Origin of the sequence: Lentilactobacillus sp. SPB1-3 (assembly GCF_026913205.2) — a bacterium.
GTDB classification, from domain to species: Bacteria; Bacillota; Bacilli; order Lactobacillales; family Lactobacillaceae; genus Lentilactobacillus; species Lentilactobacillus terminaliae.
In genome coordinates this window covers 264693-288493 of sequence record NZ_CP168151.1, presented here as the reverse complement: position 1 = coordinate 288493, position 23801 = coordinate 264693, and the positions used below count along the sequence as shown (strand labels likewise).

The window sequence follows — 23801 nt, the reverse complement described above, 5'->3', positions numbered from 1 at the left end:
GCCATTCATTAATATGAATGGCCTTTGTTTATTATCAATTTAAAATTAACTTTCGCTCATAGTTTCTAGCCATTTTTTAGTTGGCATATCCAAACCACTTGGAATTTCAAAACCCATTGGATCAAAAATATTTCTGACTTTATCCCAATCAATTGCTTCCTCATGGCTAAAGCTGTTCAATACATCCTCAAGTTGGCTTTGTGTCACCTTTTGAAGCATTTCTTGATTTCCACCCATAGTGGCGATAAATGTATTAGCAGCTAACTGACCAGCGATGACGTCATTCACATCTCCATCAGACAGTTCATCTGTCAGTGCTTTTCTTTCTTTTAGAGGAACAGCCTTAAGTTCTCGTTGTAAGAAAGATTGAAATTCAGAAAAATTGTCAGCGATTTGTTTATAGAATTGCCATGGCAAACTAACATTTAGTTGCTGCAGAACTTGTGGTAACATGGCTTCTACTGACCAAGTCGATTGGTTACCCCCCACTAAGATCCACTGTTGTAGAAAACGCTGAACTGATTCTTTAACTTCCGAATTCAATTTTTTCTTCAACGTTAATCCATAACGAACCAACAAAAAGTTCTCGAATTCTGAATCATTGATGATTCTGCCTTGAGGCTTACGCTTAGCTTTTAAGATTTGTTTGATTTGTTTTTGCTTACTAGATTTTGCGAACTTACCCTGTTTTACCAATTTGTTTCTCCTTTGTCTTGTACAATAATTTTATCATGAAACCCAATTTTTCTAGGTTACAATTTCTAACTATTTTGAATAAAATTCGTAAATAAATTTAACAATTGATTCCTTGCACTAAACTTTTTTTCTGGTAGATACAACATTGAAAATCAAAAATCAATATTGAATATCCAAACCTGTGTTCGTATAATTAAAGAATCGAACGGAGGTTGATTACATGGAACAAATTTTACCAATCGGGGCCCTCGCAGAAGATGCGATGCGCAACGGAGCAATCGTAGAAATCAAGCTTTTTAACGGTGACAGGGAGATAAGTCGCCAAGATTTAATCGGTAATGTAACCGGCGTTAAGGATCATTTAATTACCTTAACGAGCCTCTTTAATCGCTCGCATAAAATCAAAGAAAGCAATGTCGACGATATCGTCTATATTACAAAATAAGAACTGGATTCCAAATAAAAAAAGGAACTGAATTTATTTCAGCTCCTTTTTTAGTTAACTTCAACGTGTGTGAAATTATCTTTAATTTTGTAAGTCAATAAATATGACGCAAACAAGAACACGATTACTACCAAGTAAGGATAATGATAGTTAACATCTAATAATGATCCAGAAACGATTGGTCCGATAATATTACCCACACTCGTAAGGGACATATTGACCCCATTTACGAATCCCTGATTAGTTGTACTAGCCTTTGTCAACAATGTGGTAATGGCTGGCCTTAACAAGTCATACATAGTAAATACGATCAAAGTAGCAATAATCACTTCAATCTTGGAATGAGCTAAAATAATCCAAATCGTTCCAGCAAATGCTAAGAAGAAACAGTAGCGAATCAGGCGCTTTTCCGTTAACCACGTTACCATTCTGTTGAACAATACTACTTGGAAGAATAAAGAAATTACTCCATTCAACGTTAATACTAAAGCGATATTTTCCAAAGTGAAATGATGAACTTCATTTACATACAGACTATAGATACTTTCAAAACCAACTAGGCCAAAAGATGATATCAAAATCATCAAGAATAGTAGTCCCATAGGACCAAATAATAATTGCTTAGTTTGTGCCCAACTGGCTTTACCAGTCACTGACCTAGGATCTTCAATCTTACCACCTGTAGCAGTAGCCATTGATTTAATTTCCTCGTCGTTTGGCAGCATAAATATAAATGACAACATAGATAGTAGTCCTAAAGCTGCAGCACACCAAAAAGGCGTTTTATAATCGATTTTGGCTAATACCCCACCAAGACCAGGTCCCAGAATCAGGCCCCCGCTAAAAGCTGCTGATAACAGACCGATCACCCGTGCCCGTTGCTTAGGGGTAGTGATATCGGCTGCTAAAGCATTGGTAGTTGGCACGACCATGGCAGCTGACAATCCACCGATTATTCGAGAGATGTCAAACATCCATAAAAAGTTAGTCGCAGCAAACATGACTTCAGATACAGCGTATAAAGCTAATCCGGCTACTAAAATCTTCTTGCGACCCATGCGGTCAGATATTTGACCAACGATTGGCGAAGCAATTAATTGAGCCAATGCGAATAATGAATTCATAATTCCCATATCTGTCGCAGACAAATGCAGTTCATTTTTAATAAACGGCATAACTGGGAAAATCAAACTCATCCCAATACAAACTAAAAAGTTACCAAAGATAAGCGCGATAATCGCGTTTCTAACCTTTTTTGACATTGTCATCCCCCTCTTTTTTCCTTAAAGTCAATTCCGTCTATTGTACGGTAAATTTCATTAACTAGTCAACTAATCAATTCACTTGGCAGTAAAAAACATCTGCGTATCTTTAAAAAATCAGCAAATTAAAAATTGATTATCTCACCATATTTTATTTAAATAATTTGTTATGATTGATTTAAATACAGCATTAAAAGGAGCAAAACATGGAACAAGCATCCTATTTACCTCATAAAATCAAGACCGTTTGGAGAATCTCGACATTCCTAACATTCATCGTAACCACTGGCATTTTCATCGCTGCCTTCTTTATCGGATCATACAGTGATTGGCAGTGGCTGATATACCTATCATATGCAATCATGGCCTACGGAATAATTGTTCTCCTCGTCGGACTGGCATTAATTCCTTACCGATATAACTTTTTCAAATATCAATTAACTGAAGACGCTATCCAGATCCAAAAGGGATTTATCTTCCGCAAGTTAGTGTCCGTTCCCATCGCTAGAGTACAAGATGTCCGAATTGCTCAAGGACCCGTTTTAAGATCACAAAAACTACAGTTAGTTACTATCACTACTGCCTCAACAAACCATGATATTGATGGTTTAGAACCAGCTATTGCCGAACAGTTGCGGACTCAAATCATGCAGCGGGCGATGAAGGAGGCCGAAAATGACCTCTAAGAAGCACCTCAATCCTGTTGCTCTCATCTATTTTATCTATAAAACATTGGCTGACTGGCTCTGGATAATTTTCATTGTATTTGCGTCACTTTTAAGTGTTTTTCAAAAAGTTGGTATCAGCTTACCAATGGTCGTAACTGCCTTTGTGATTTTAATCGTCATTTCATCCATTATTCGCTATGGTGTTTTTACTTATGAAATTGGCGAAGAAATGCTGACCATCAATAGTGGTATTTTTGTCAAAAAGCATCTGCACATCCCCTACCAACGAATTCAGACTATCACTCAAGACCAACAGTTCTTTTTAATTCCCTTTCATTTAGAAACCCTCAACATTGAAACTGCAGGTCAAGAAAGTGACAAGGCAGAAGCAATTCTGCCCATGGTGCCTGAATCAACTCGCTCTATAATCGAGTCTCATCGCCATCCAACTTCTGCAGTAACTGATGCCGATATCAAACCAGATGACAATGTCTATCATATTGACTCGCACAGTTTAAATATCTTCGCATTAACCTCATTGGGAATACTACCAATTCTGGCGGTTCTTGGTGCGGTCTATGGTCGAATTCAAGATGCCATTCCTGAACGATATCTCAATAGTCTGTTCGCACTAATGGCTAACGAATCGATTCTAATTATCGTCTCAGTGATAGTTATCTTGCTGATTATTGGCATGATCATTTCATATTTAATGACCATTTTTAAATACTATCGCTTCACGATCAGTGAAGATAACGGTCAACTGCAAACCACTCAAGGATTAATTACAAAACGCTCTTTTAGCGTTAAACAACAACGAATCCAAGCCGTCGTTTTCAAACAAAATATCATCCGTCAGCTTTTTAAACTAACAACGGTACAGACGGTCGTTGCCTCTAATGCAGGCAAGCAAGAAGAGGAAGACGATATTACATTGGTTCCTGTAATTAACAATCACTTGGCTGATTCGATGACCCATCGCTTCGTGGATTGGGTCCCAGAAAAGTTACCTTCATTGGCCCATTTACCACACAGAAGCTACTGGTATTATATTCGCAATGCCAGTTTGATCAGCATATTGATGGTAGCTATATTTGTTAGCACATTCAGAATATGGGGATTAACTACTTTGATTTTATTGCCTTTTGCAATATGGATCGGTTGGTACGCTGCTAAGAACAACGGTTATTACATTGGCAATCATCAATTGATTATTTCAAACGGCCACCTATTAACTAAGTCAATAACAGTTGTGGAAACTAAAAACATTCAGTCATTCGAAGTTAGACAATCAATTTGGATGCACAGAACCGGACTAGCCCACTTTGTGATTCATATTCGTTCTAAAAATAGTGATAAAGAACTACGCTTAAGATATATACCTAAAGCAGAAGCGGACAACCTATTTAATTGGCTATCTTAAATCAATATTTAAGGAGGAATTCATAATGAAAACAGTTATGTTTGGAGATCAATCAGTCCCAGCAATTGGTATTGGAACATGGCACATGGGTGATAAGTCTAACCGCCAAGGTGATGAAATTGCCGCAATTCAAGCAGGTATCGAGGCCGGAGCTCAGGTCATAGATACTGCAGAAATGTATGGCAATGGTAATAGTGAACGATTGGTTGGCAAGGCAATTAAGAAATTCAATCGCCAAGATTTGTTCATTATTGATAAAGTGCTGCCCGAAAATGCTTCGCTCGCTCAACTTCCCAAACATTTAGAAGCTAGCTTAAGACGTGTGGATACTGATTATTTCGACCTATACCTCTATCACTGGCGTGGTAGCATTCCTTTGTCAGAAACTGTAGAAGCATTGCAGGCAGCTCAAACAACTGGAAAAATTAAACGTTGGGGTGTTTCAAACTTTGATCTAATGGATATGGAAGAATTATTAGCAATATCAGGTGGTAACAATGTTGCTGCCAACGAAGATCTCTATAACTTAGGCAGTCGCGGAACAGAATATGACTTACAATCTTGGCAAGTTGATCATCATATTCCCTTCATCGCTTATACTCCGGTCGCTCAAGGGGATCGTTTTGGTCAAGATTTAACCACTAATTCAACCATTCTAGAAATTGCTAACCGCCACGATGTCACTCCTTACCAAATCCTCCTTGCTTGGTCCATTCGTAATGGCAATGTTCTGGCAATTCCTCAATCAAGCAATCCACAACATGCTACCGAAAATATCAATTCTGGCGATATTGAATTAAGCGCTAAAGAATTATCAATTATCGACGATAATTTTCCTGCTCCAACAACACACGCGCCTCTCGATATTCTTTAAAGTGGTAAATAATATACCGGTTTGATAATCTACCCCATTTATCATATTTTTTATTTTTTGTCAAACGAAAGACCTTTTTTATTTTGTATTCCTATGATAAACTTTTATTGTTCTAGAAATTAGAAATTCATTATAGAAAGGTCCAAGCATGCACAAATCTCATTCTATCAAGAAACTTTTGCTAACAGTCATTGTACTCATACTGGCTAATTTTGGCGTTGTTATTCCAATCCATGCAGATACTACCAATGATAATTGTAATTTTCATTGGCATACACCATCTGTCTACGTGCAATCAAAAACCTCTTCCAAAGGTTATAACAAACTATTCGATCAAGCGATTAGAAAATACAACCAAACTAACACTATTACATTGGTTAAAACCACCTCTGCTGGTCAAATTACTTTCTCTTTAAAGCACATTTTACCCAAATCACCTGCTGCTACAGATAATGCAAAGTTATTAGGAGATACAATTTTAGGCAACACTCATTGGGAAAGTGATGGAACTCAACTAACCAGCTGTCAAATTCAAATCAATAATCGAGATCTAAATCAGTATGGGTACACAAGACAAGCAAAACTTCATGTGATTGAGCATGAATTAGGCCACGCACTGGGACTATCTCATAATAGTAACGATCCGAAATCAATCATGTACCCAGTAACTAAATGGAATTCGAAAGCTAAACTCGCAAGAAACGATATCAATAATTTAAAACAATTATATTCACAGCCTATATGTGGATAAAACATCTGAACCACCACGCTAGCAAACTTTGCTGATGTGGTGGTTTTTGTTATTAAATTTGCCTGTTTAGCAAAGAAATGTAAGCAAGTACTTGCACAGTTTTTAAAAAGGTGCTATTATCCAAACATCAACTTTAAGGAGTCTTGAACATGAAAGAACTCAAGAAATTTTTAACTAGCAAAGAAGTGTTAGTAACGCTATTTTTATTGATTATCTACGGTTGCTTAATTTTTGCAATTTACTTTAACGGTTATAGCGGTGTTCCTAAGAAGGTCGACGAAATGCCAGTTACCATCGTGAACCAAGATAGTAAGAGCAAAAAACTTACCAATCAGTTGGATGACAGCCTTCCATTCAAGTATATTCATCATTCAAGTAACTTAAGCGACACTCAGCAGAAATTAAAAGATCGCAAAACGTACTTGATTATTGCTATCCCTAAAAATTTTTCAAAAGATATTGGCAAAAACAAATCGGTTGATCTCAACTTTTACATTAATCAATCAAATCAATCATCTGTGACAACGCAAATGAACGCTGTCGCCACTGGCGTTGGTAATTCTGTTAATCAACAAGTGATTTTAAAGAAGGGCCAAGCTATTCTTGCTGAAAGCCAAATGAAAGTCCTTAAGCAATCCCTTGCCACCCAACAAAAAAAGATGACGGCACAAGTGGCCACTCAAAAACAAGCTATCGCTGCTGCACCTACCGCAGCCCAGCCACAACTCGAAGCTCGTCTTAAGCAACAAACAGCCGCTGGAAGCAAAAAAATCAATCAAACTGCCAAAGCCCAAGAAACAAAAATCAAACAAGGTGTTGCCAAAGTTTATGCTCCAGTAGGTAAGTCTGTAAAAACTAAGATCCATAAAGTTAACCCTGTTCGAACTGGTTTGAATTACAGCTTAGCTCCCTTCATTGTTAACTTAGCAATTTACATTGGCTCAATGCTAGGAACAGTAGTACTATTTACTGCCTACTCAAAAGAAACCATGAAAGTTGGCCGCTTGAAGGCATTCGTAATGCTAGAAATCGCCATGGTTTTAATCGCCATCATTTCTAGTGGTGTTACCGTGGCTATCATCTCACCTTCTATGCATCTTGGAAGTGACGTTTTTACTCAGCTTTGGTTAAACCACGCTCTTGAAACTTTCGCATCGTTTAATTTAAACAGCATTATGCTAATGCTATTTGGAATTCTTGGAACGTCAGTCAACGTCTTCCTAACAATGCTTCAAGTCGTGGCATCGGGTGGTATGATTCCAGTGGTTGCTATGAATGGCTTCTATCAAGCAATTCATACTGTTTCGCCAATGTATTATAGTGTCACCGCTGATTTCAATATCATGTACGGTGGTTCTGGAACTACAACTCTTTGGATGAAGTTGAGCTTGATAATCATCGCATTAATTGTTATTAACCTGATCATTGTCAGCCTCAAAAAGAGCAAACCATTTGCGACTAACTTTAAAGCAGCCGAATAATCTAGTATAGTTATAGATAAATACATTATCTAAGGATACATTTATGACAACAAAAAGAGATACCGACACATTAATCTTAGATGCCTTTGCTGACCTAATCACCCACTACGGTTACAAATCCACAACAACTAAAAAAATTGCCGAAGCTGCTGGTGTCAATGAGATCACCATCTTTCGACATTTTAAAGACAAGGCCCACTTGCTTGATGCACTGATTTCTCAATATATGGAAACAGTTGGTGAATTAGAAGATCAATTCAAAATTTCTGGTGACATTGTCGCTGACTTAACTTGGATTGCTAAAACCTATGCCGAATTCGTAGCTAATCATCGAGCGATATTCACCATTCTTATGGAACGTAACGCCGACATTTCTGATAATATTAGTGATCAAGTTAAACGGCTTCCTCAAAAATACAGAGATGGCCTAATTACTGTGTTAACCCAAATGCAAGAAAACGGTGAAGTTAACTCTTCCGTTAACGTCAAGGTTGAAGCTACCAATTTTATGTTTATGAATTTTGGCAGAATCTCAGTTAGACTTTCTGGGTCACTAGAATTAAGTGAAGAACAGTTCATTAGCCAAAATGTGACTGAATTTGCTAACCACATTAAATAAAAGAACCGCGTAGATAATGATATCTACGCGGTTCTTTCAGTTACATAACCTTATTTACTGCATTGCCATTTACATGATTTATTACATTGGGGGAATGAATAAGAACGGTTTGGCAACCTAAACTGGTTATTAACTATAAAACAAGGTATTAATCTAACATCCTTAAATTAGTTGAAACGAGAGTATTATTCTGAATACACTTGGGGGTGTCTCAACTTTTAATCCGATAGAGATTGGTATGTTGCCTTCCTTTTTTTAGGATAGCTACATCATAAATGGTGGACCTTAAAACAAAGTTAAATCCAGAAAAATTATTCAAAATCAATTTTATTCAAGATAGTTTTGTCGGGACCCACAATATCACCATTGTGATTCTGACCATCATTCATAATACCAATAATCAATTTACCTGCTTCTTCTGCGGATTTCATATATGAACCTTGGCGGAATCCATTGATACCTGTTGAAACACCACCCGGAAAAATACCAAAGATTTCAACTGAACGTTTTTCATTGAAGAACTGGATAGCAATTGATTGCATCACTGCGTTTAATGCCACCTTTGAAACTCGGTATGCCGTCGGATTGTACCAAGCAACTGGCTGATTGCCTCCAGTGATATTAGCGATTTTCCCACTATTTTTCTCAATTACTGGCAGCATCGCCTGAATTACTTGATAAGTGCCATAGACATTGACGTCCATCGTGGCTTTCATTTCCTCTACTGTGGTGTCCAACGGCAATTTATCCATATCACCAGCAATTCCTGCATTATTGATCAATTGCTGTAAATCAGGATGATTCGTAGTAATGTATTGGCCAGCCTGCTCAATCGTTACGCTGTCGTTCAAATTCATCACTACACCATCAATCTTACTAGGATCTGCACCATCCTTTTCCAAAGAACCCAGTGCATCGAGTAATGAGTTATCAGTCCTAGCTGAGATGATAACTTCATTTCCTGTCAGAGCCAGTTGTAGCGCAATTTGGTACCCGATTCCTCTGTTTGCTCCAGTAACTAATGTCTTAACCATTTAATCCCGCTCCTTAACTAATTTGTTTTCTCTAATAAATCTTTGATCTAAGAACCAATGCTTCAAAGGTGACCCCTTTAATCTTGAATATGGTAATGGTTTATCACCATTCTTCTCAATCATGCTATTAAGGTAGTTGCGCAAAATCCAAGGTTCTTCAATTCGATCAGGATCTAAATCTAAAACTCGTTGGACATGACTTGAGCTTGTATTTAAGTCCAAAGCAATTTGCTCAATTGACACATCGGCTATCTTAAAATTAGCCAAAAGTTCTTCTCTAGTTGCAATTGTTTCTTCTGGTGTAAGTGACAATGTTTATTCTCCTTTTAATCCATCAACGATTTTCGTTAATTGCTCAGAAAGTTCATCCTGTTTAACTACAGACTGATCCACTAGTTGATTTAATTCATCAAAGGCCACCTGAATTTTTTGAACCATTTTGACCCCATCTTCTGTTAATTGGAGCTGCTTTTCGCGATCGCTAAATTCACTGACTTTCCGTTCAATCAAGTGATTCTTTTCTAGACCTTTAAGTAAGTTTGACGTACTAGCGTCACTTCTACCAACATATCTTGCAATCTCTGTTTGCTTTATTAGTGGCACACTTTCAATTAAATTCAGTGTACGAGCCTGATCTTGACTGACACCGATTTGTTTAAGCTTCTTAGTTAAAATGGTCTGTTGCAAGACCGAAATTCGGTATAGCAATGACGAAATAGTGATTTGCTTTTCCATTGAATTACCTCCATGTGAAAGGTAAGTATATACCTAATACTTAAAAATACAACTGTTTTAATTTTAAGTTAACTCAATAAAAAAGCCGGCCATTTTGGTCGGCTTTTTTATTATTGGAGGAGATGAGCATTCAAATCTTCGAGGAATTGCACCACACTTAATTCATGCAATATACTATGAATCTTAAAAGCAAGTGGTAAATCGAGCCAATGGAATTATTTGTTTAATCGTCATATCAAACTTCCTTTCATTGATTGAATTCAGCTATACCTGAGTTTATCTCTGAAACGAGTCGATTCACCCCTTCCTTTTATTGATTATCAGCATCATACCAACGGTACCTTAAAACAAGTTTAAAAATATCAGCTAATTTCAAATTCTTTTTTTGCAAAACAAAAGCGATGATAGAAATAAATTCTACCACCGCTGTTGTTTGTCACTTTAACTAAATGACATCGACTAAGTTATATTTCATTAAATTATATACACTCTGGGGGAGATGAACAATCATGAAAACAAAGTAACTAGTCGTTTATTAAAGTAATCTTCTACTTGAAATTAAATACAAATCAAGGCCCAGCTAAAATATCACTTACGCTAACACACTTGGGAGAAATGAAGCCAGAAATACTTTTAAATAACTGAAGCCTCGACTCATATTTAATTGTCACTAATATACATCCCTTAACTTAAATTAACCTTAAAAGAGACTTTTTTATTTTAAGGTAGCCAATAATTTCTTCAATTTGGCAGAATCTTCATCGACAATCGGTGCCATGGACTTAAATCTTTTAGAATATGAAGGATGATAGAGCGGAAAAATATCATACTTTGAATCACTCCACTCAAATTCACCCGTAGACTCATTGTATCTTTGCACTGGTTGATGAAGTAACTGGCCATGCAAATCACCGACCTTAGCATCCTTACCTAGTAATCGTTGTAGGCTGGCATTACCCATGGTTACCAATAACTTATTTTTAAAATGGGATAACTCATAATCAAACAACGGAGCAAATGCTTTAACTTCAGTATTATTTGGTCGCCGATCACTTTTTAAACCGGACTTACCAATACTAAAAGGGCGTGAACTAACAACTCCGAAAATATAAACATCTTCGCGAGTTAATGAAAGTGTGGTTAACCAACGATCCAGTTCTTTGCCTGAAGGGCCCTGAAACGGGTGTCCTAGCTCAATTTCTTTTGCTCCAGGAGCTTCTCCTAGTAACAATATTTTCGGATCAGGACCACCTTCACCAGCGACAAATCCTTCCAAATTATTAAATTTTGCTGCCTGTTGTTTGCCCCACTCTATCCACTTGGGCGTCAATATTGTCTGCGTTGCCACACTAGTCACCTCATTTATTTGCTGGGTATGGATTAGCCAATTGATTGACCTGTTTTTCATTAATCGCATAAGCCAGTTCTTCACTCACTTTTTTGGTAGCATCCGGTGACTCATACATGTTTAATTTATAGTCGATCTCAGCTAAATTTTGTTGAATTCTGTCCATCTCATCGAGTACTGCCTTTTTATGTTCATTTAGTAAGAAAACTCGATGATTAATTGAACTGGTACCTTGCATAACATCATCAATGTATTCCCGAATTTTATCAATTTTCATCCCGGTATCTTTCAAACAGCAGATTGTATGAATCAGATTTAAATCCCCTTCGGTGAACTCACGATACCCTGAATCGTTACGAGCAACAAAGGGAAGTAACCCTTTCTTATCATAAAATCTCAATGTATAAATCGACAAACCAGTTATCTCTGAAACTTCTTTGATTGTGTAGGTCAAAAAATTATCCTCACATTTTTCATTTTTATTTGCCATAGAGTTATGTCTAGGGTTTAGAGTAACCTCATCAATACAAAAACTCAAGTAGTTTTAACCCATGATTGGAGCAAATAATTATGACAGAAAACATTCTCGTTACTGGTGCTAACGGATTTTTAGGAATCCACGTAATCGCCGAATTACTAACTAAAGGGTACAACGTCCGAGCTACTCTTAGAGATCTGGCCAAATCCAATGAAGTAATTGCCACCTTAAAAAATAATCAAGTTCCAAATATTACACAGCTAAGTTTTGCCAAAGCAGATTTATCAGCTGATGACGGCTGGTCTGAGGCGATGAGTGACATCGATCGTGTAATCAGCGTCGCCTCACCTGTATTCATGACCATTCCGGACAACCCTGATGAAATGGGTCAAGCAGCAACTGATGGCATTCTCAAAATCCTTAAAGTTGCTATTGCCGCTAATGTCAAACAAGTGGTCATGACTGCCAATTTTGGTGCCGTTGGATTTAGTAATCTGGATAAACATTCCATCACTACCGAAGCTGATTGGACTGATCCTAAACAGTCTGGACTTTCACTATATGAAAAATCCAAGTTAATCGCTGAAAAAGCTGCTTGGGATTATATGCAAGGCCAAGATACAGACCTGCAATTCACGACCATTAACCCGGTAGCAATTCTTGGTCCATCCATGAATGATCACACCTCAGGAAGTTTTGGTATCATCAAAAATATAATGGACGGTTCGACAAATTATATTCCCAACATCAATCTAAATGTTGTCGATGTCAGAGATGTAGCATCAATTCACGTGGCAGTATTAGGCAATCAAAACGCATATGGTCAGAGATTCATAGCATCATCTGAAGGTTCGATTTCAATGCCTGAAATCGCAACTCTTGTGAAGCAACAGCGCCCAGACTTGGCCGGTAAAATTGCTAAGCATACCATGCCCAACTGGATAATCAAATCACTAGCAAGATTCAACCGAACAGCCAATGAAGGCAAGCTGATGCTGGAAATGAACAGAAACGTTAGTGTTGATAAAGCTAAGAGGCTTCTCGATTGGCAAGCCACGTACTCAAAGGAAGAAGCAGTGTTGGCAGCAGTTGATACGTTGGTTAGAACGAAACAAGTGTGATACTTAAAATCAAAATAGTCCCCTTAAAGCACTAAAAGCTTTGAGAAGACTATTTTTTAATATTACTATTCAAATTTCGCTGGAACTACCATTCTATTATCAACTAGAACGTCATCCCCTGAAATTACGTTAATAATCATTTCAGCAGAATCAGCACCCATTAAGAAAGGATTTTGAGAAATTAATTTAAATTTAGGTTCCAACATGTGGGTAATATCTGTATCGGCAAACCCAGTTGTCGTGACATGTTCGTTATCAATGAATCCCCTGAAAATTAAATTAGGAACAAACTCTAGCATCCATCTCTCCTTCAAGCAGAATAACAGCGTTTTAGTCGAATGATCTCGTAGAGCTTCTTCAAGTTGTTTATTAATTGCGGCATGATTTAAAGATTTTTCTGGAACATTTATCAACTCAACCGAGTCAGTTGCGGACTCAATTCCACGGTATCGCTCCATTCTGGTTCTAGCATTTTTTACATCAGAAGTTAGGACGATCACGCGCTTAAAGCCTTGTCCCATGAAATATTTTGTTGCTCTTTGTGAAATCTCATAGTTATCAGTAACCACTTGTGGCCACGGGCTACCATCCAACTCCCTATCTACAATGATAATTGGTATTGTACGAACGAGCGCCTTTTGAATATCACTCGGGTTGTTAATTGGCTGAATTATTACTCCATCAAACATTTGACTGCCAATTGACTTTAGCACGGCTTTTTCTCTATCTGGGTCAGAGTCAGAATCAAACAGCACTCCAATATAACCTTTACTTTCAAGCATCGAACTAATTCCTTTAAATAATTCAGTAGAAAAGAAATCATCAATGTTAGACACAACAACCGCAATCATCTTACTGGTCTTAGTTTTCATCTGTCTTGCCGTGGAATTCGGAACGTAATTCAGTTTCTCAATGGCATCTTTGATTATATCCGCAGTACTTGCTGACATTCTATTTAAATTACCATTTAAATATCGAGATACTGTAGCCACTGACACGTTAGCAAGAGCTGCAACATCTTTAATATTCGCCGATTTTGATTTTTTGGTTGCCATACAATTACACCGTCCTAATTATTAAAAAGATACTACTTCCATAATATCAAAAGTAGTATCTTTTTAATATTTTTAATTGTCAATCTCAAAATCAGGAATTATTCCATGTTGCTATGAGTATTAGCGGCAGATTCATTAGATACATTGTCTCTACGACTGAGCTTCAATGCCAAAATATCTAAAGTAATATGAACGCTTTGGTCAAACAATGTACTCAATAGCTGAATAGATTTAACACCATCACCAGTTTTAGTTGCACCTGGGACAATCAAAACTTGATCAGCAATTTGTGCTAATGGAGAGTTATTAGAACTGGTAACGCCAATAACTTCAACTCCATTCTTTTTAGCCTTCTCGGATAATTCGACAATACTTGAGGTTTTTCCTGAGCCGGAAACTGAAATCAAGACATCTCCAGCTTGTACTGATGGTGTAATTGTTTCTCCAATCACAAATACAGTATAGCCGATATGCATCAACCTCATGGCGAATCCTTTGGCCATTAATCCAGATCTACCGGATCCCAATACAAAAATTCTTTTATCTTTTTGAACTAATTTCTCCACGTCGTCAATTTGTGATTCATCAACTAACTTCATCACTTCATTGATTTCTGATAGTACTTCATCAACTAATGCCATTACTTAATTACCTCCATAAATTGTTTAGCAGCTGCCACTGGATCATCAGCTCCGGATATTTTTCCACCAACAATAACGATATTCGCTATTCCTTGTTCACTTAGTTTTTTAGCTTGATCAACATCAATTCCACCAGCAACAGCGATGTTCGATATATCCGGGAATTGCTTATGAAATGCTGCGACAGACGAAACTGCATCAAATGCATTTTTATTATCCTTAGAATGATGCAAGCCATAGATAGCATTCTTAAAGTTCGCAATCTGCTTAATCTTATCGTCTTCAACTTCCAGTAAATCAATAAACATTTGCTTATTCAACTTTTCAGTAACTTCGTATGTCTTACTAAGAGTGTCAATTGAAGATCCTGCCATAACAGTTAAAATATCAGCGTTAGCTTCAAACCCCTTTTCAAACTCATATTCGCCTTCGTCGATTGTTTTTCCATCAAATAATAGGGTTGATTCGTTCAAACCCACAAATTCTCTTTTTAGAGTTTCAAAACCGTAGTCTTTAACCAGTGAGGTTCCTAATTCAATGATGTCCACAATTCCATCTAAGCCTTTTGCAATTTCATTTGCACGGTCTAGGCTAACTCTGTCAATAGCTGCTTGCAATTTCATTATTCTTCAGAAACTCCCTTCGAGTTGTAAAAGTCTGCTAATTTAGTTTGGTCTGGGTATCCGTCATTGTCACCGGGTGTTTGAACCTGCATTGCTCCAACTGCATTTCCACGAAGCACAGCTGATTTCATTGTTTTTCCTTCTAACAATGCCGTGATTACTCCTAGAGCAAATCCATCACCCGCTCCGACAGTATCCACTACATTATCAACTTTAAATCCACCGACCTCATATTTATCGCCATCGGACGTTTTCACAAAAGCACCCTTTGAGCCTATTTTAACAATAACCGTATGAGTTTTCTCACCTTTAAGGTAAAAATCAGCAATCTCTTCAGGATCCGATGAACCCATGAGAATTTTTCCCTCTTCGACACCAGGTAAAACAATGTCTGCATTACGTGCAAGATCATTAATTGTACTGATCATCTTTTCGTCATCTCCCCAAAGAGATGGTCTTAGATTTGGATCAAAAGTGGTTGGGATGCCCGCTTCATTTATTCTGGCGTACAGTTTTTTAAATGTTTCTCTAGCGGTATCTGAAATGGCAGGAAAAATTCCTGACATGTGTGCAAACTTCACTCCGTCTAGATTCACTTTATCGATAGTATCACTAGTCAAATGTGCAGCAGCAGAACCAGTTCGATAATTAAAAGTCTTGGGATCTCCTTTAGTAACTAATTCTTTAAGTTGATGTCCAGTCCAATTTTGAGAATCTTCGGAAATATATTTTGTGCCAACATTATGCGATTTGATTGTGTTAATTGCATATTCACCAAATGGGTCTGTACCTACTTGTGAAATATAGTCAACAGAATGTCCAAGTCGACTAATTCCAATAGCAACATTCAATTCGGCACCGCCAAGAATCTTTTTCCAGTTTAAAGCATCCGCCATACTTACGTCGGGCTCGGTTGAAGCAAATGTAACCACTGGTTCACCAATTGTAATAACTTCACTCATCTTATTAAACCTCCATTTTATCTACCAAAGAAATAGTAAACTAATACTTCATTAATTAAGGAAACTCCCCACATAATCGGGACCCCTAGTTTCAAAAATTCTTTAGATTCAACCTTCATATAATCAAGTCCCCAAACATTCCAAGACTGAGTAATATCAGTCGAAACGGCTAGGATACTCGGAACGTATAGAAGTGGTAAAAGAAATGCGTCATTGAATAATCCAGTTCCAGAAAGAACTGCTGCGGTCGCAGCACCGGCACCCCAAACATGTAATGGTCCTCTAAATAATGCCAGTGGAGCTAAGACACCAAGAGCTACAGCCAATATCAAATTATTATGTGGCAAAATCATTTCAAATAATGGCTTGAAACGAACTGCGTCCAATTGGGCAGCACCACTAAACATAATCAAAGCCATCAAGAACATAATCAGGCCCGCAATATCGCTAATAGCAGTTGAAATAGTGCTATTGAGGAATTTAACAAAGTCTTTGTAGTGATTTGCTTTACCAGTTATAACTATTGCAATTAATGTTGCCAATGTTAATGCCGGAATAGCATCCCATTTAAATATCATATTCATCAAGACCGGAATAATCGGTACAATAAATGCAATCTTAGGAACAGAACTAACTTCTGCAAGATCATTATTTTCTGCACCAATAATTCTTAAATTCTCTTCAGCTTTGGATGGATCAATTTTTTTACGATTTATTAATAAAAAGATCAATACTGCCAGCAACTGAACTGCCATCGCTAATGCTCCAAATACTAAATACTTACCACCATAAACAGCATGTGGAAAGAATGCTTTGATTTGGTTGTAAAGAACAACGTTTAAATACATTGGTGCACCAATGGCTAAAGAAAATGCAGATAACGCAATTTCTCTTGGAACCCCAACTGATAACATGATTGGAAGTAGAATAACTCCGATTGCAATAACAGAACCAACTCCATATGCACTAATAAAAATAAGAGCTGTTACTAAGACAACTAATATGGCTGCTAATAATGGCCGTTTTTTACCCACGCGATTCGTCGCTAAAGATATTGCAGGTGCGATACCACTATCAACAAGAACTCGGCCAAACCAAGATCCAAAAACAATATATATAATGGTTGGTCCATAATTAAGAGCAGGCTCAGCAAAAACTTTTTGAATAACTTGATCAGCAGGAACCATTCCGATAATTGACCACAAAATGGCCATCACGAAAAATCCAATCATCAAGTTACCACCCTTGATGATGTAGTAAATAAATGCAATAAAAGTAATCAATAATAAAATCGAACTAATTGTTGATAACATCTAATCACCGGCCTTCGTATTAAACAGCTTAATTTGTTGTGCGATTTGTTCATCACTATCCATCGGGTATTCAAGAGCATATTGAACATTCTTAGGTAATCGTTTAACGATATCCACCCAATCAAACACTCCCTCATCTAAATCATCGGACGTAACGAGCTTATTTCCATCATCGATTGTGTTTTTCAAGTGAATATAGTGCGTGTACTTAGACAATCTTGCAGCTGCCTCATTAGCGTCACCATGGGTGAACGCCCAATTTCCAAGATCATACACATATCCTAGTTGAGTAAGTCCAGCTTGGTATGCTGCCCCCAAAAATGTGTCGATGGTATCAATAGTACCCGACACTCTCGTTTGGTCATTTTCTACATTCATTTCAATCTCATTGATTGGTAACTTATTAAATTCAGCAACTAAATCACCTTTAAATTCATCAAAATTACCAGTATTAAACTTGATTTTACTGATTCCCATTGTTTTTCCCTCTTCGAAATATTGAGGCAACTTAGGATTCAACTTACCATCTTCAAGAAAGACAACATCCGGAACACTGTAGTTAACTATTAAATTATTTTCTTTAGCTTTATTACCAATAACAACCGATTCATCACCGATATTTTTAAAATATTCCCGGCGAACTTCAATACCATCTGCTCCAAGCTTTGCAACTCTATCAATCAAATCAGTTTGTAGTGCACCGTTTTTAACGTCTTTTTCGAAAATCCAAGTATTTAAAATTAATGTCATGATCATTCCCCTATTCAAATTAAAATAAATTCATGTGAGCGCTTACATAGACGGCGTAAAAAAATATTCCTCTGAAGTATTCAACTGATAAATTCTGTAAAGTTAAGAATCCCCCTTAGCTAAATAAAACTATTAAGTATTTGATCATTTTTACAATTTTTATGGTAAACGTTTTCCTGATAGTTGTCAATAAAAACATGCATCGCCATATATCCTTGATTATAAAGTGTTTTATGGACAACATGATTTAAGGAAACGCATTACCCAAACTATTCGTTATTGTTATCAGAACTCACAAACCATTCAAAAAGAAACGGAAACCACATTCATGGTTTCCGTTTCTTTCTAATTTATTTACGCTTATCGTGCCGAATCGTCCATAGATATACAAGTCCAGCCACTATGATCACGATCACACCAACAAATATCAGTAAAAAGCCAACAGGTAATAAATAAAAGTTTTCGTGCAAAAAGCCTGCGTGATCAATATATTCAACTGAATTTGCCTTAATGAATATGCAAGTTAAACCTAGAATCACTATGAATGTTCCAATCAGTATCGTATACAAATTCAGCTTAGCCTTGCGATTATCGCTAGTGTTCTTAATTAATTTTGTAGCCATCTTGGTCTTAGTTCCCTCTTCCAAAACAAGGTAATCAAGAGAAACATTGAACAGGTGAGTTATTGCAATCAGAATCTCTAAATCTGGTAAATTGCGATCATTCTCCCAATTAGACACAGCCTGCCTAGTTACATTTAACTTATCAGCGAATTCCTGCTGAGTTAAATGATTTCGCTTACGTATCTGGGTAATTTGCTCACTAAATTTCATCTATTTCTCCCCTTCAAGTTTAGAAATAATCATATTATTAACAGCGGCAAAAACAAAGCTAGTTCTACTTGCTTTACGATTTATATATAAAAACCACCATCAATCTAGGATTGTGGTGGTTGTAAAATGATTTTTTCAATTAGCTTTATCTAGCTTGCTTTATTAACTTCTGCCTTATGATTTCCCCATGGTACGTACACTACGCCAGCCATTTTGCTTTTAGGTACAAATCCCCAATAGCGGCTGTCATAAGAAATAGCTCGGTTATCACCCATCACAAAGTAATCACCCTTTGGTACTTTGACAATTTTTTGGCTTTTATATCTGGGCCATTTTTTAGAAATTGAATTCAGAGTAAAACCATTCTGACTCACGTTACTTAGTGTCCCTGACTTTTGTTGCTGTTTGCTAATAAATGATTGTTTAACATACTTACCATTTACGTAAAGCTTACCAGTTTTTGTGTAAACTAGTTTATCTCCAGGCAATGCAATCACACGCTTAACATAATAAGTCTTTGCTTTGGCTCCTGGAGCCACATTATGGGCATCAAAAACTACCACAGAAAGTCTCTTAATCGGTTTGTTCTTCAATAGAACCAATCTCTCATTATTATGTAAATTAGGATACATTGATGAACCATCAACCTTTGCGAATGATACTAGATATGTCTTTAGTGCCAACGCAATTAAAACTCCAACAGCAATTGGAATTATCCATCCCAATAATCCTTTTATCATTCGTAACAATTTTATATCCTCCAAATTTACAAACTGTACAAAAAAGCATCTCTAATTATCTCACATTTATTTTAACTAGTAAAAGTGTATTTAAACGACCACTTTAGAGTCTAAAACCCAGAAACCAGTAGGATTTCTGGGTTTTAGTTTACGCAATTTGATCACTATCATCCGTAGTATGAAAAGCCATGTACAGTAATTCAGCTAATGTTACTAATAGACCCATTGGTGGAAAATACTGGATCATCACCAATACTACCGCGTACAAAATCAATGATCGCCAACTGTTTAGTAGCCGATATGGTGGCATAGATGCTATTTTTTTGGCTATTTCTTTATGACCACTGGCCTTAGATGCTTTGATAATCTCCTTGGTCAGTGATTCGTAAGCAAGACTCCAAAACAGGAAAATAATCAGATAAAAATATTCAGGAGCCTTATTCATCATAAACTTTCCAACCCAAGCGGTAGAGACTGGTATTATTGACATCGAAAAGAGCCAAGCATTGTTAATCCAAAATATGCGCTTCGTAATGCGCGGCGCCAACGCAAACATGTAATGGTGATTATACCAAGCGACCAAAATGAATAGAAAACTTATCGCGTATGCAAAAAAATACGTGCCTTCATCTAAAATTCCAGACCAATTGTAAGTTTCTGGTGTCTTAAATTCCAGTACCATTATTGTCATAATAATTGCTACCACTGCATCAGTAAATGCAGCAACTCGTGACTTATCCAATATTAATCATCCCCATAAATTTATTTCTTAAATGTTACTTACATTATAACTCTTTACTTAAGAAACTAAGTAGTTGTTTGAATTTCAAGTAATGGCTTTAAATCAACTTTTATGGTCGATTATGAAAACGCTTAATTCAAAAGAGCATTTAGTTTACATCAACATACCACCCCGATATACTTAAGGTGTTTCAAGGATTCAATATTAACTAAGGGGGCAAATTTAATGGCAAAAGTTGCAATCGTCACCGGTGGTGGTCAAGGAATTGGCGAAGGTATCGTCCGTCAATTAGTTAAAGATGGTTTCACTGTCGGTGTTGCTGATTTAAACGAAGACAATGCTAAGAAAGTTGCTGAAAGTGTTGGCAACGGTTCAAAGGGTTACTTCGTAGATGTCTCAAAGAAGCAAGGCCTAATCGATCTTGTATCTCAAGTAGTAAGTGATTTAGGTGACTTAGACGTTATGATCAATAACGCCGGTATTGCTAAGATTGGTCAAATTACTGAAACTAGTGAAGCTGACCTTTCCCAAATCTTAGATGTTAATATCAAAGGTGCATTCTTTGGAATCCAAGCTGCTGCTGAACAAATGAAGAAGCAAGGACATGGTGGTAAGATTGTTAATGCCTGTTCAATCGCCGGACATGAAGGCTTTGAACTCCTCGGGGCATACTCTGCAACCAAGTTTGCGGTTCGTGGATTAACTCAAGTTGCTGCCAAAGAACTTGCCAAAGATAAAATTACTGTGAATGCTTATTGTCCAGGAATCGTTTTGACTCCAATGTGGGATCAAATCGATGCTGAAATGGCTAAAATCTACAATGTGCCAATTGGCGCAAGTCTTCAAAAGAACATCGACTCAATCGCATTAGGTCGCGGTGAAACCCCTGCCGATGTTGCCAACTTAGTTTCATTCCTATCTGATGAAAAATCTAGCTACATCACTGGTCAATCGATCATTGTCGACGGTGGTATCAGCTACTCATAGTAATTTTATTGATTTATCGTGCACTGCGTACAACATATATCCCTCTCTATCCTCAAACCTTACTTAACGGTTTGAGGATTTTTTAGTTACAAAAAACCGATTAGAAATTATCTCTAATCGGTTTTTACTTAACTAACTTTCTGATGCTCCTGTTGATGCATCAGTAAAAGGGTTATTGTTTGATTCATTTGGTTTAGCATCTTTTGCAACATTTACAGTCACTTCTTTTGGTTGCACACCTTCAGTAGCAACATTACTACCAGAGTTTAACAATGCACTAATTTCAATTCCAACTTCGTCATCAACTGGAGTTTCATTCTCAGTTGATGCTGCAGGCGCTGCATCTTCAGAAGCACCTGTTGAGGCATCAGCCTTAGGTGTTGCCACTGTTTCATGAACAGAGGCGCCTGTCGATGCATCTAAATCTAATCCAAAGATAGGCGGTACAGGTTGTTGATTCTCATCGACAACCAACTTTTGACCGGTAGTTTCAAGGTAATATTTAACAATTGGCATGATATCTAGAACCCATTCATTAATTCCACGATATCTACCGTTTTCATCACGCATGGCTTTATAGTAATGCATGATGTGCTTGTCTGGTCCATTACCAGGAACTGGCATACCAACCAAATCTGATTCTCCAGTTCTTAGTGCATGAATCACTTGTTTAACATGTTCAACTGCTCTGTCAGGGTGAACAGATGACAATGGATCACCAACCTGTTCAGGACGACGAGGAGCTAACATTTTACGAGTTGGTAAGCTTTGGTTGTAATAGATAAATTGATTATTATCATCAGCAAACGTGAGCTCAGCTGGCATAGTCTTCAAAAAGTAGTTTAATTGATCGACTGTTAAAATTCCGCGATCTAATTTAACGTAAGTACTACCATCAACGGCGTGTACTTTGGCAGCAGCCTTTTCAACCCACTGGTCATCATTCATATCAACACCATCAATCGTGGTGTTAACTCTACCAGTTGCGTCTAAATCTTCATCATCAACTGTTAGTGGATCTGGAGCATCAAACAAATCAATCACCTTAACGTATTTCAAAAATTTATGAATTAGTTTATCTAAGAAACCAATTGTTCTGGCATCCTTTAAATTACCTTCATCATCAAATGCTTCCTTGGCATTTGATAACAAGAATTCATCACCAGGCATGACTAATGCGTCGACACCTGGAGCTTCCAAGATTTGCTTCAAATGAAGTTGAGCTCTTGAAGATCCTTGGTTATGGTATGAAGCACCAACTATCCAAACTGGTTTCCCCTCTAGCGGATGTAAATTAAATGACATCCATTCCACCAAGTTCTTCAATGCGGCTGGAACCGAATGATTATGCTCGGGGGTTGCTAAGATAACTCCTTGAGCACCCTTGAGTTTTTGGTACACACTTTGAACTGCTTCACTGTCACTAACATCTTTATCTGGATTAAATACGGGTAAGTCATTAATGCTGACCAATTCAATATTTACCAAATTACTATAATGTTTAGAAATGAATTGCAACAATTCTCTGTTATAAGATTGTTCGCCGATCGATCCGGCAATCGCTACTAGTTTAATCATAATTCCACCCACCTACTTTCCGACTTCAGCAGTACCGTAGTCAACATCAATCTCATTACGTCTTCTTAAGTCATCAGCATAAGTATGACTGAGCTTGGCTTCAGCATCAATGAAGATCAAAAAGTCATTAAAAATTGAATCTAATCGTTTGTTTTGGTCATCATCTAATAATTGGCCTTCCTTATCAAAGGCGTTAAGTGAGTGACTTAATAAGAATTCTGAACTTGGCATGATACGAGCTTGAAGTTCAGGTGAATCAAGTATTTGTCGTAACTGTGCTTGAGCTCTGGATGTACCAAGAGCTCCAAAAGATGCACCAGTGATCATTACAGGTTTATCCATAAATGGATGAACCCCATATGACAACCAAGCTAATGCACTAGACAGAATTGCGGGAATACTATGATCCCATTCAGGTGTGGCAATGATTACCCCATCTGCTTCTTTGATTTTCTTTGCCATCTCTTTTGCTTGATCAGGAATAACCATATCCCGAGTCTTTTGAAAAATTGGTAGTCCCCTGACTTCCATTAATTCAATGTTTGCCTGACTAGCATAGCGATTTTTAATATATTCAAGTAATTGTCGATTCGTTGACCGGTCAGCATTTGACCCCACAATCGCAACGATTTTTTTCATGTT

27 protein-coding genes are annotated in these 23801 nt (G+C 37.2%); 9 read left to right on the top strand and 18 right to left on the bottom strand.

Annotation, left to right across the window (positions count from 1 at the left end; genetic code table 11):
- Nucleotides 1-45: 45 nt before the first annotated feature.
- On the bottom strand, nucleotides 46-696 hold the full coding sequence (locus O0236_RS01350) for a hypothetical protein (RefSeq protein WP_268912385.1): 651 nt from the start codon (nucleotides 694-696) through the stop codon (nucleotides 46-48).
- Nucleotides 697-916: 220 nt separating this feature from the next.
- Here O0236_RS01350 and O0236_RS01345 point away from each other — a divergent pair, with 220 nt between their 5' ends.
- Nucleotides 917-1141, top strand: coding sequence for a hypothetical protein (locus O0236_RS01345; RefSeq protein ID WP_268912384.1), 225 nt, complete (start codon nucleotides 917-919; stop codon nucleotides 1139-1141).
- 50 nt (nucleotides 1142-1191) lie between these two features.
- Here the strand turns inward: O0236_RS01345 and O0236_RS01340 are convergent, their stop codons facing one another.
- A complete protein-coding gene (locus tag O0236_RS01340) occupies nucleotides 1192-2403 on the bottom strand; it encodes an MFS transporter (RefSeq protein WP_268912383.1) in 1212 nt (403 codons plus the stop codon).
- 206 nt (nucleotides 2404-2609) lie between these two features.
- Here O0236_RS01340 and O0236_RS01335 point away from each other — a divergent pair, with 206 nt between their 5' ends.
- The 6 genes from O0236_RS01335 to O0236_RS01310 all read left to right on the top strand — a co-directional run bounded on the left by O0236_RS01335 (nucleotide 2610) and on the right by O0236_RS01310 (nucleotide 8219).
- On the top strand, nucleotides 2610-3089 hold the full coding sequence (locus tag O0236_RS01335) for a PH domain-containing protein (RefSeq protein ID WP_268912382.1): 480 nt from the start codon (nucleotides 2610-2612) through the stop codon (nucleotides 3087-3089).
- On the top strand, nucleotides 3079-4494 hold the full coding sequence (locus tag O0236_RS01330; protein ID WP_268912381.1) for a PH domain-containing protein: 1416 nt from the start codon (nucleotides 3079-3081) through the stop codon (nucleotides 4492-4494). The genes O0236_RS01335 and O0236_RS01330 overlap by 11 nt, the downstream gene beginning before the upstream one ends.
- A 25-nt stretch (nucleotides 4495-4519) precedes the next feature.
- Nucleotides 4520-5368 (top strand): aldo/keto reductase, encoded by an 849-nt coding sequence (locus tag O0236_RS01325; protein ID WP_268912380.1) that lies wholly within the window; start codon nucleotides 4520-4522, stop codon nucleotides 5366-5368.
- A gap of 148 nt (nucleotides 5369-5516) precedes the next feature.
- Nucleotides 5517-6119 (top strand): matrixin family metalloprotease, encoded by a 603-nt coding sequence (locus O0236_RS01320; RefSeq protein ID WP_268912379.1) that lies wholly within the window; start codon nucleotides 5517-5519, stop codon nucleotides 6117-6119.
- Nucleotides 6120-6268: 149 nt separating this feature from the next.
- Entirely contained in the window at nucleotides 6269-7600 is a 1332-nt protein-coding gene (locus O0236_RS01315; protein WP_268912378.1) for a YhgE/Pip domain-containing protein, read from the top strand.
- Between the two features lie 43 nt (nucleotides 7601-7643).
- Nucleotides 7644-8219, top strand: a complete 576-nt coding sequence (locus tag O0236_RS01310; protein ID WP_268912377.1) for a TetR/AcrR family transcriptional regulator — start codon at nucleotides 7644-7646, stop codon at nucleotides 8217-8219.
- Between the two features lie 311 nt (nucleotides 8220-8530).
- On the opposite strand, the gene O0236_RS01305 is transcribed toward O0236_RS01310, so the two are convergent.
- The 5 genes from O0236_RS01305 to O0236_RS01285 all read right to left on the bottom strand — a co-directional run bounded on the left by O0236_RS01305 (nucleotide 8531) and on the right by O0236_RS01285 (nucleotide 11790).
- Nucleotides 8531-9253 (bottom strand): SDR family NAD(P)-dependent oxidoreductase, encoded by a 723-nt coding sequence (locus tag O0236_RS01305; RefSeq protein WP_268912376.1) that lies wholly within the window; start codon nucleotides 9251-9253, stop codon nucleotides 8531-8533.
- On the bottom strand, nucleotides 9254-9565 hold the full coding sequence (locus O0236_RS01300; RefSeq protein WP_268912375.1) for a DUF2316 family protein: 312 nt from the start codon (nucleotides 9563-9565) through the stop codon (nucleotides 9254-9256). It lies immediately after the preceding gene.
- 3 nt (nucleotides 9566-9568) lie between these two features.
- Nucleotides 9569-9988: a MarR family winged helix-turn-helix transcriptional regulator gene (locus O0236_RS01295; RefSeq protein ID WP_268912374.1), complete on the bottom strand. Its 420-nt coding sequence runs from the start codon at nucleotides 9986-9988 to the stop codon at nucleotides 9569-9571.
- Between the two features lie 715 nt (nucleotides 9989-10703).
- Nucleotides 10704-11336 carry a uracil-DNA glycosylase gene (locus O0236_RS01290; protein WP_268912373.1) on the bottom strand — a complete coding sequence of 211 codons (633 nt, stop codon included), beginning with the start codon at nucleotides 11334-11336 and terminating at the stop codon, nucleotides 10704-10706.
- A 10-nt stretch (nucleotides 11337-11346) separates the two neighbouring features.
- Nucleotides 11347-11790, bottom strand: coding sequence for a MerR family transcriptional regulator (locus O0236_RS01285; protein ID WP_268912372.1), 444 nt, complete (start codon nucleotides 11788-11790; stop codon nucleotides 11347-11349).
- A 116-nt stretch (nucleotides 11791-11906) separates the two neighbouring features.
- On the opposite strand from O0236_RS01285, the gene O0236_RS01280 reads away from it, so the two are divergent.
- Nucleotides 11907-12935, top strand: a complete 1029-nt coding sequence (locus tag O0236_RS01280) for an NAD-dependent epimerase/dehydratase family protein (RefSeq protein ID WP_268912371.1) — start codon at nucleotides 11907-11909, stop codon at nucleotides 12933-12935.
- Nucleotides 12936-13000: 65 nt separating this feature from the next.
- Here O0236_RS01280 and O0236_RS01275 read toward each other — a convergent pair whose 3' ends face one another.
- The 9 genes from O0236_RS01275 to O0236_RS01235 all read right to left on the bottom strand — a co-directional run bounded on the left by O0236_RS01275 (nucleotide 13001) and on the right by O0236_RS01235 (nucleotide 20594).
- Nucleotides 13001-13990, bottom strand: a complete 990-nt coding sequence (locus O0236_RS01275) for a LacI family DNA-binding transcriptional regulator (RefSeq protein ID WP_268912370.1) — start codon at nucleotides 13988-13990, stop codon at nucleotides 13001-13003.
- A 98-nt stretch (nucleotides 13991-14088) separates the two neighbouring features.
- Nucleotides 14089-14631 (bottom strand): 6-phospho-3-hexuloisomerase, encoded by a 543-nt coding sequence (gene hxlB / locus O0236_RS01270; protein ID WP_268912369.1) that lies wholly within the window; start codon nucleotides 14629-14631, stop codon nucleotides 14089-14091.
- Nucleotides 14631-15254, bottom strand: coding sequence for an orotidine 5'-phosphate decarboxylase / HUMPS family protein (locus O0236_RS01265; protein WP_268912368.1), 624 nt, complete (start codon nucleotides 15252-15254; stop codon nucleotides 14631-14633). The genes hxlB and O0236_RS01265 overlap by 1 nt, the downstream gene beginning before the upstream one ends.
- On the bottom strand, nucleotides 15254-16216 hold the full coding sequence (locus tag O0236_RS01260; RefSeq protein ID WP_268912367.1) for a sugar kinase: 963 nt from the start codon (nucleotides 16214-16216) through the stop codon (nucleotides 15254-15256). Before O0236_RS01260 ends, O0236_RS01265 begins: the two co-directional genes overlap by 1 nt.
- Before the next feature lie 17 nt (nucleotides 16217-16233).
- A complete protein-coding gene (locus tag O0236_RS01255) occupies nucleotides 16234-17529 on the bottom strand; it encodes a gluconate:proton symporter (RefSeq protein WP_268912366.1) in 1296 nt (431 codons plus the stop codon).
- Nucleotides 17530-18279, bottom strand: a complete 750-nt coding sequence (locus O0236_RS01250) for a sugar phosphate isomerase/epimerase family protein (RefSeq protein ID WP_268912365.1) — start codon at nucleotides 18277-18279, stop codon at nucleotides 17530-17532.
- Nucleotides 18280-18629: 350 nt separating this feature from the next.
- On the bottom strand, nucleotides 18630-19112 hold the full coding sequence (locus O0236_RS01245; RefSeq protein ID WP_268912364.1) for a helix-turn-helix domain-containing protein: 483 nt from the start codon (nucleotides 19110-19112) through the stop codon (nucleotides 18630-18632).
- A gap of 149 nt (nucleotides 19113-19261) precedes the next feature.
- Nucleotides 19262-19852 carry a signal peptidase I gene (gene lepB, locus O0236_RS01240; protein ID WP_268912733.1) on the bottom strand — a complete coding sequence of 197 codons (591 nt, stop codon included), beginning with the start codon at nucleotides 19850-19852 and terminating at the stop codon, nucleotides 19262-19264.
- Nucleotides 19853-20000: 148 nt separating this feature from the next.
- The gene (locus O0236_RS01235) at nucleotides 20001-20594 is read right to left on the bottom strand and encodes a TMEM175 family protein (RefSeq protein ID WP_268912363.1); all 594 of its coding nucleotides are present in this window, start codon (nucleotides 20592-20594) and stop codon (nucleotides 20001-20003) included.
- A gap of 225 nt (nucleotides 20595-20819) precedes the next feature.
- Between O0236_RS01235 and O0236_RS01230 the strand changes: the two genes are divergently transcribed.
- Nucleotides 20820-21581, top strand: a complete 762-nt coding sequence (locus O0236_RS01230) for an acetoin reductase (RefSeq protein WP_268912362.1) — start codon at nucleotides 20820-20822, stop codon at nucleotides 21579-21581.
- 132 nt (nucleotides 21582-21713) lie between these two features.
- On the opposite strand, the gene O0236_RS01225 is transcribed toward O0236_RS01230, so the two are convergent.
- Nucleotides 21714-23156 carry an NADPH-dependent oxidoreductase gene (locus tag O0236_RS01225; RefSeq protein ID WP_268912732.1) on the bottom strand — a complete coding sequence of 481 codons (1443 nt, stop codon included), beginning with the start codon at nucleotides 23154-23156 and terminating at the stop codon, nucleotides 21714-21716.
- Between the two features lie 15 nt (nucleotides 23157-23171).
- Nucleotides 23172-23798 carry an NADPH-dependent FMN reductase gene (locus O0236_RS01220; protein ID WP_268912361.1) on the bottom strand — a complete coding sequence of 209 codons (627 nt, stop codon included), beginning with the start codon at nucleotides 23796-23798 and terminating at the stop codon, nucleotides 23172-23174.
- Nucleotides 23799-23801 lie beyond the last annotated feature (3 nt).

Coding starts and splice junctions, on each gene's coding strand:
- O0236_RS01310 (WP_268912377.1), top strand. CDS start 7,644: ATGACAACAAAAAGAGATACCGACACATTAATCTTAGATGCCTTTGCT.
- O0236_RS01275 (WP_268912370.1), bottom strand. CDS start 13,990: ATGGCAACCAAAAAATCAAAATCGGCGAATATTAAAGATGTTGCAGCT.
- O0236_RS01265 (WP_268912368.1), bottom strand. CDS start 15,254: ATGAAATTGCAAGCAGCTATTGACAGAGTTAGCCTAGACCGTGCAAAT.
- O0236_RS01260 (WP_268912367.1), bottom strand. CDS start 16,216: ATGAGTGAAGTTATTACAATTGGTGAACCAGTGGTTACATTTGCTTCA.
- O0236_RS01325 (WP_268912380.1), top strand. CDS start 4,520: ATGAAAACAGTTATGTTTGGAGATCAATCAGTCCCAGCAATTGGTATT.
- O0236_RS01345 (WP_268912384.1), top strand. CDS start 917: ATGGAACAAATTTTACCAATCGGGGCCCTCGCAGAAGATGCGATGCGC.
- O0236_RS01295 (WP_268912374.1), bottom strand. CDS start 9,988: ATGGAAAAGCAAATCACTATTTCGTCATTGCTATACCGAATTTCGGTC.
- O0236_RS01280 (WP_268912371.1), top strand. CDS start 11,907: ATGACAGAAAACATTCTCGTTACTGGTGCTAACGGATTTTTAGGAATC.
- O0236_RS01255 (WP_268912366.1), bottom strand. CDS start 17,529: ATGTTATCAACAATTAGTTCGATTTTATTATTGATTACTTTTATTGCA.
- lepB (WP_268912733.1), bottom strand. CDS start 19,852: ATGATAAAAGGATTATTGGGATGGATAATTCCAATTGCTGTTGGAGTT.
- hxlB (WP_268912369.1), bottom strand. CDS start 14,631: ATGGCATTAGTTGATGAAGTACTATCAGAAATCAATGAAGTGATGAAG.
- O0236_RS01315 (WP_268912378.1), top strand. CDS start 6,269: ATGAAAGAACTCAAGAAATTTTTAACTAGCAAAGAAGTGTTAGTAACG.
- O0236_RS01230 (WP_268912362.1), top strand. CDS start 20,820: ATGGCAAAAGTTGCAATCGTCACCGGTGGTGGTCAAGGAATTGGCGAA.
- O0236_RS01340 (WP_268912383.1), bottom strand. CDS start 2,403: ATGTCAAAAAAGGTTAGAAACGCGATTATCGCGCTTATCTTTGGTAAC.
- O0236_RS01320 (WP_268912379.1), top strand. CDS start 5,517: ATGCACAAATCTCATTCTATCAAGAAACTTTTGCTAACAGTCATTGTA.
- O0236_RS01250 (WP_268912365.1), bottom strand. CDS start 18,279: ATGACATTAATTTTAAATACTTGGATTTTCGAAAAAGACGTTAAAAAC.
- O0236_RS01335 (WP_268912382.1), top strand. CDS start 2,610: ATGGAACAAGCATCCTATTTACCTCATAAAATCAAGACCGTTTGGAGA.
- O0236_RS01245 (WP_268912364.1), bottom strand. CDS start 19,112: ATGAAATTTAGTGAGCAAATTACCCAGATACGTAAGCGAAATCATTTA.
- O0236_RS01220 (WP_268912361.1), bottom strand. CDS start 23,798: ATGAAAAAAATCGTTGCGATTGTGGGGTCAAATGCTGACCGGTCAACG.
- O0236_RS01330 (WP_268912381.1), top strand. CDS start 3,079: ATGACCTCTAAGAAGCACCTCAATCCTGTTGCTCTCATCTATTTTATC.
- O0236_RS01305 (WP_268912376.1), bottom strand. CDS start 9,253: ATGGTTAAGACATTAGTTACTGGAGCAAACAGAGGAATCGGGTACCAA.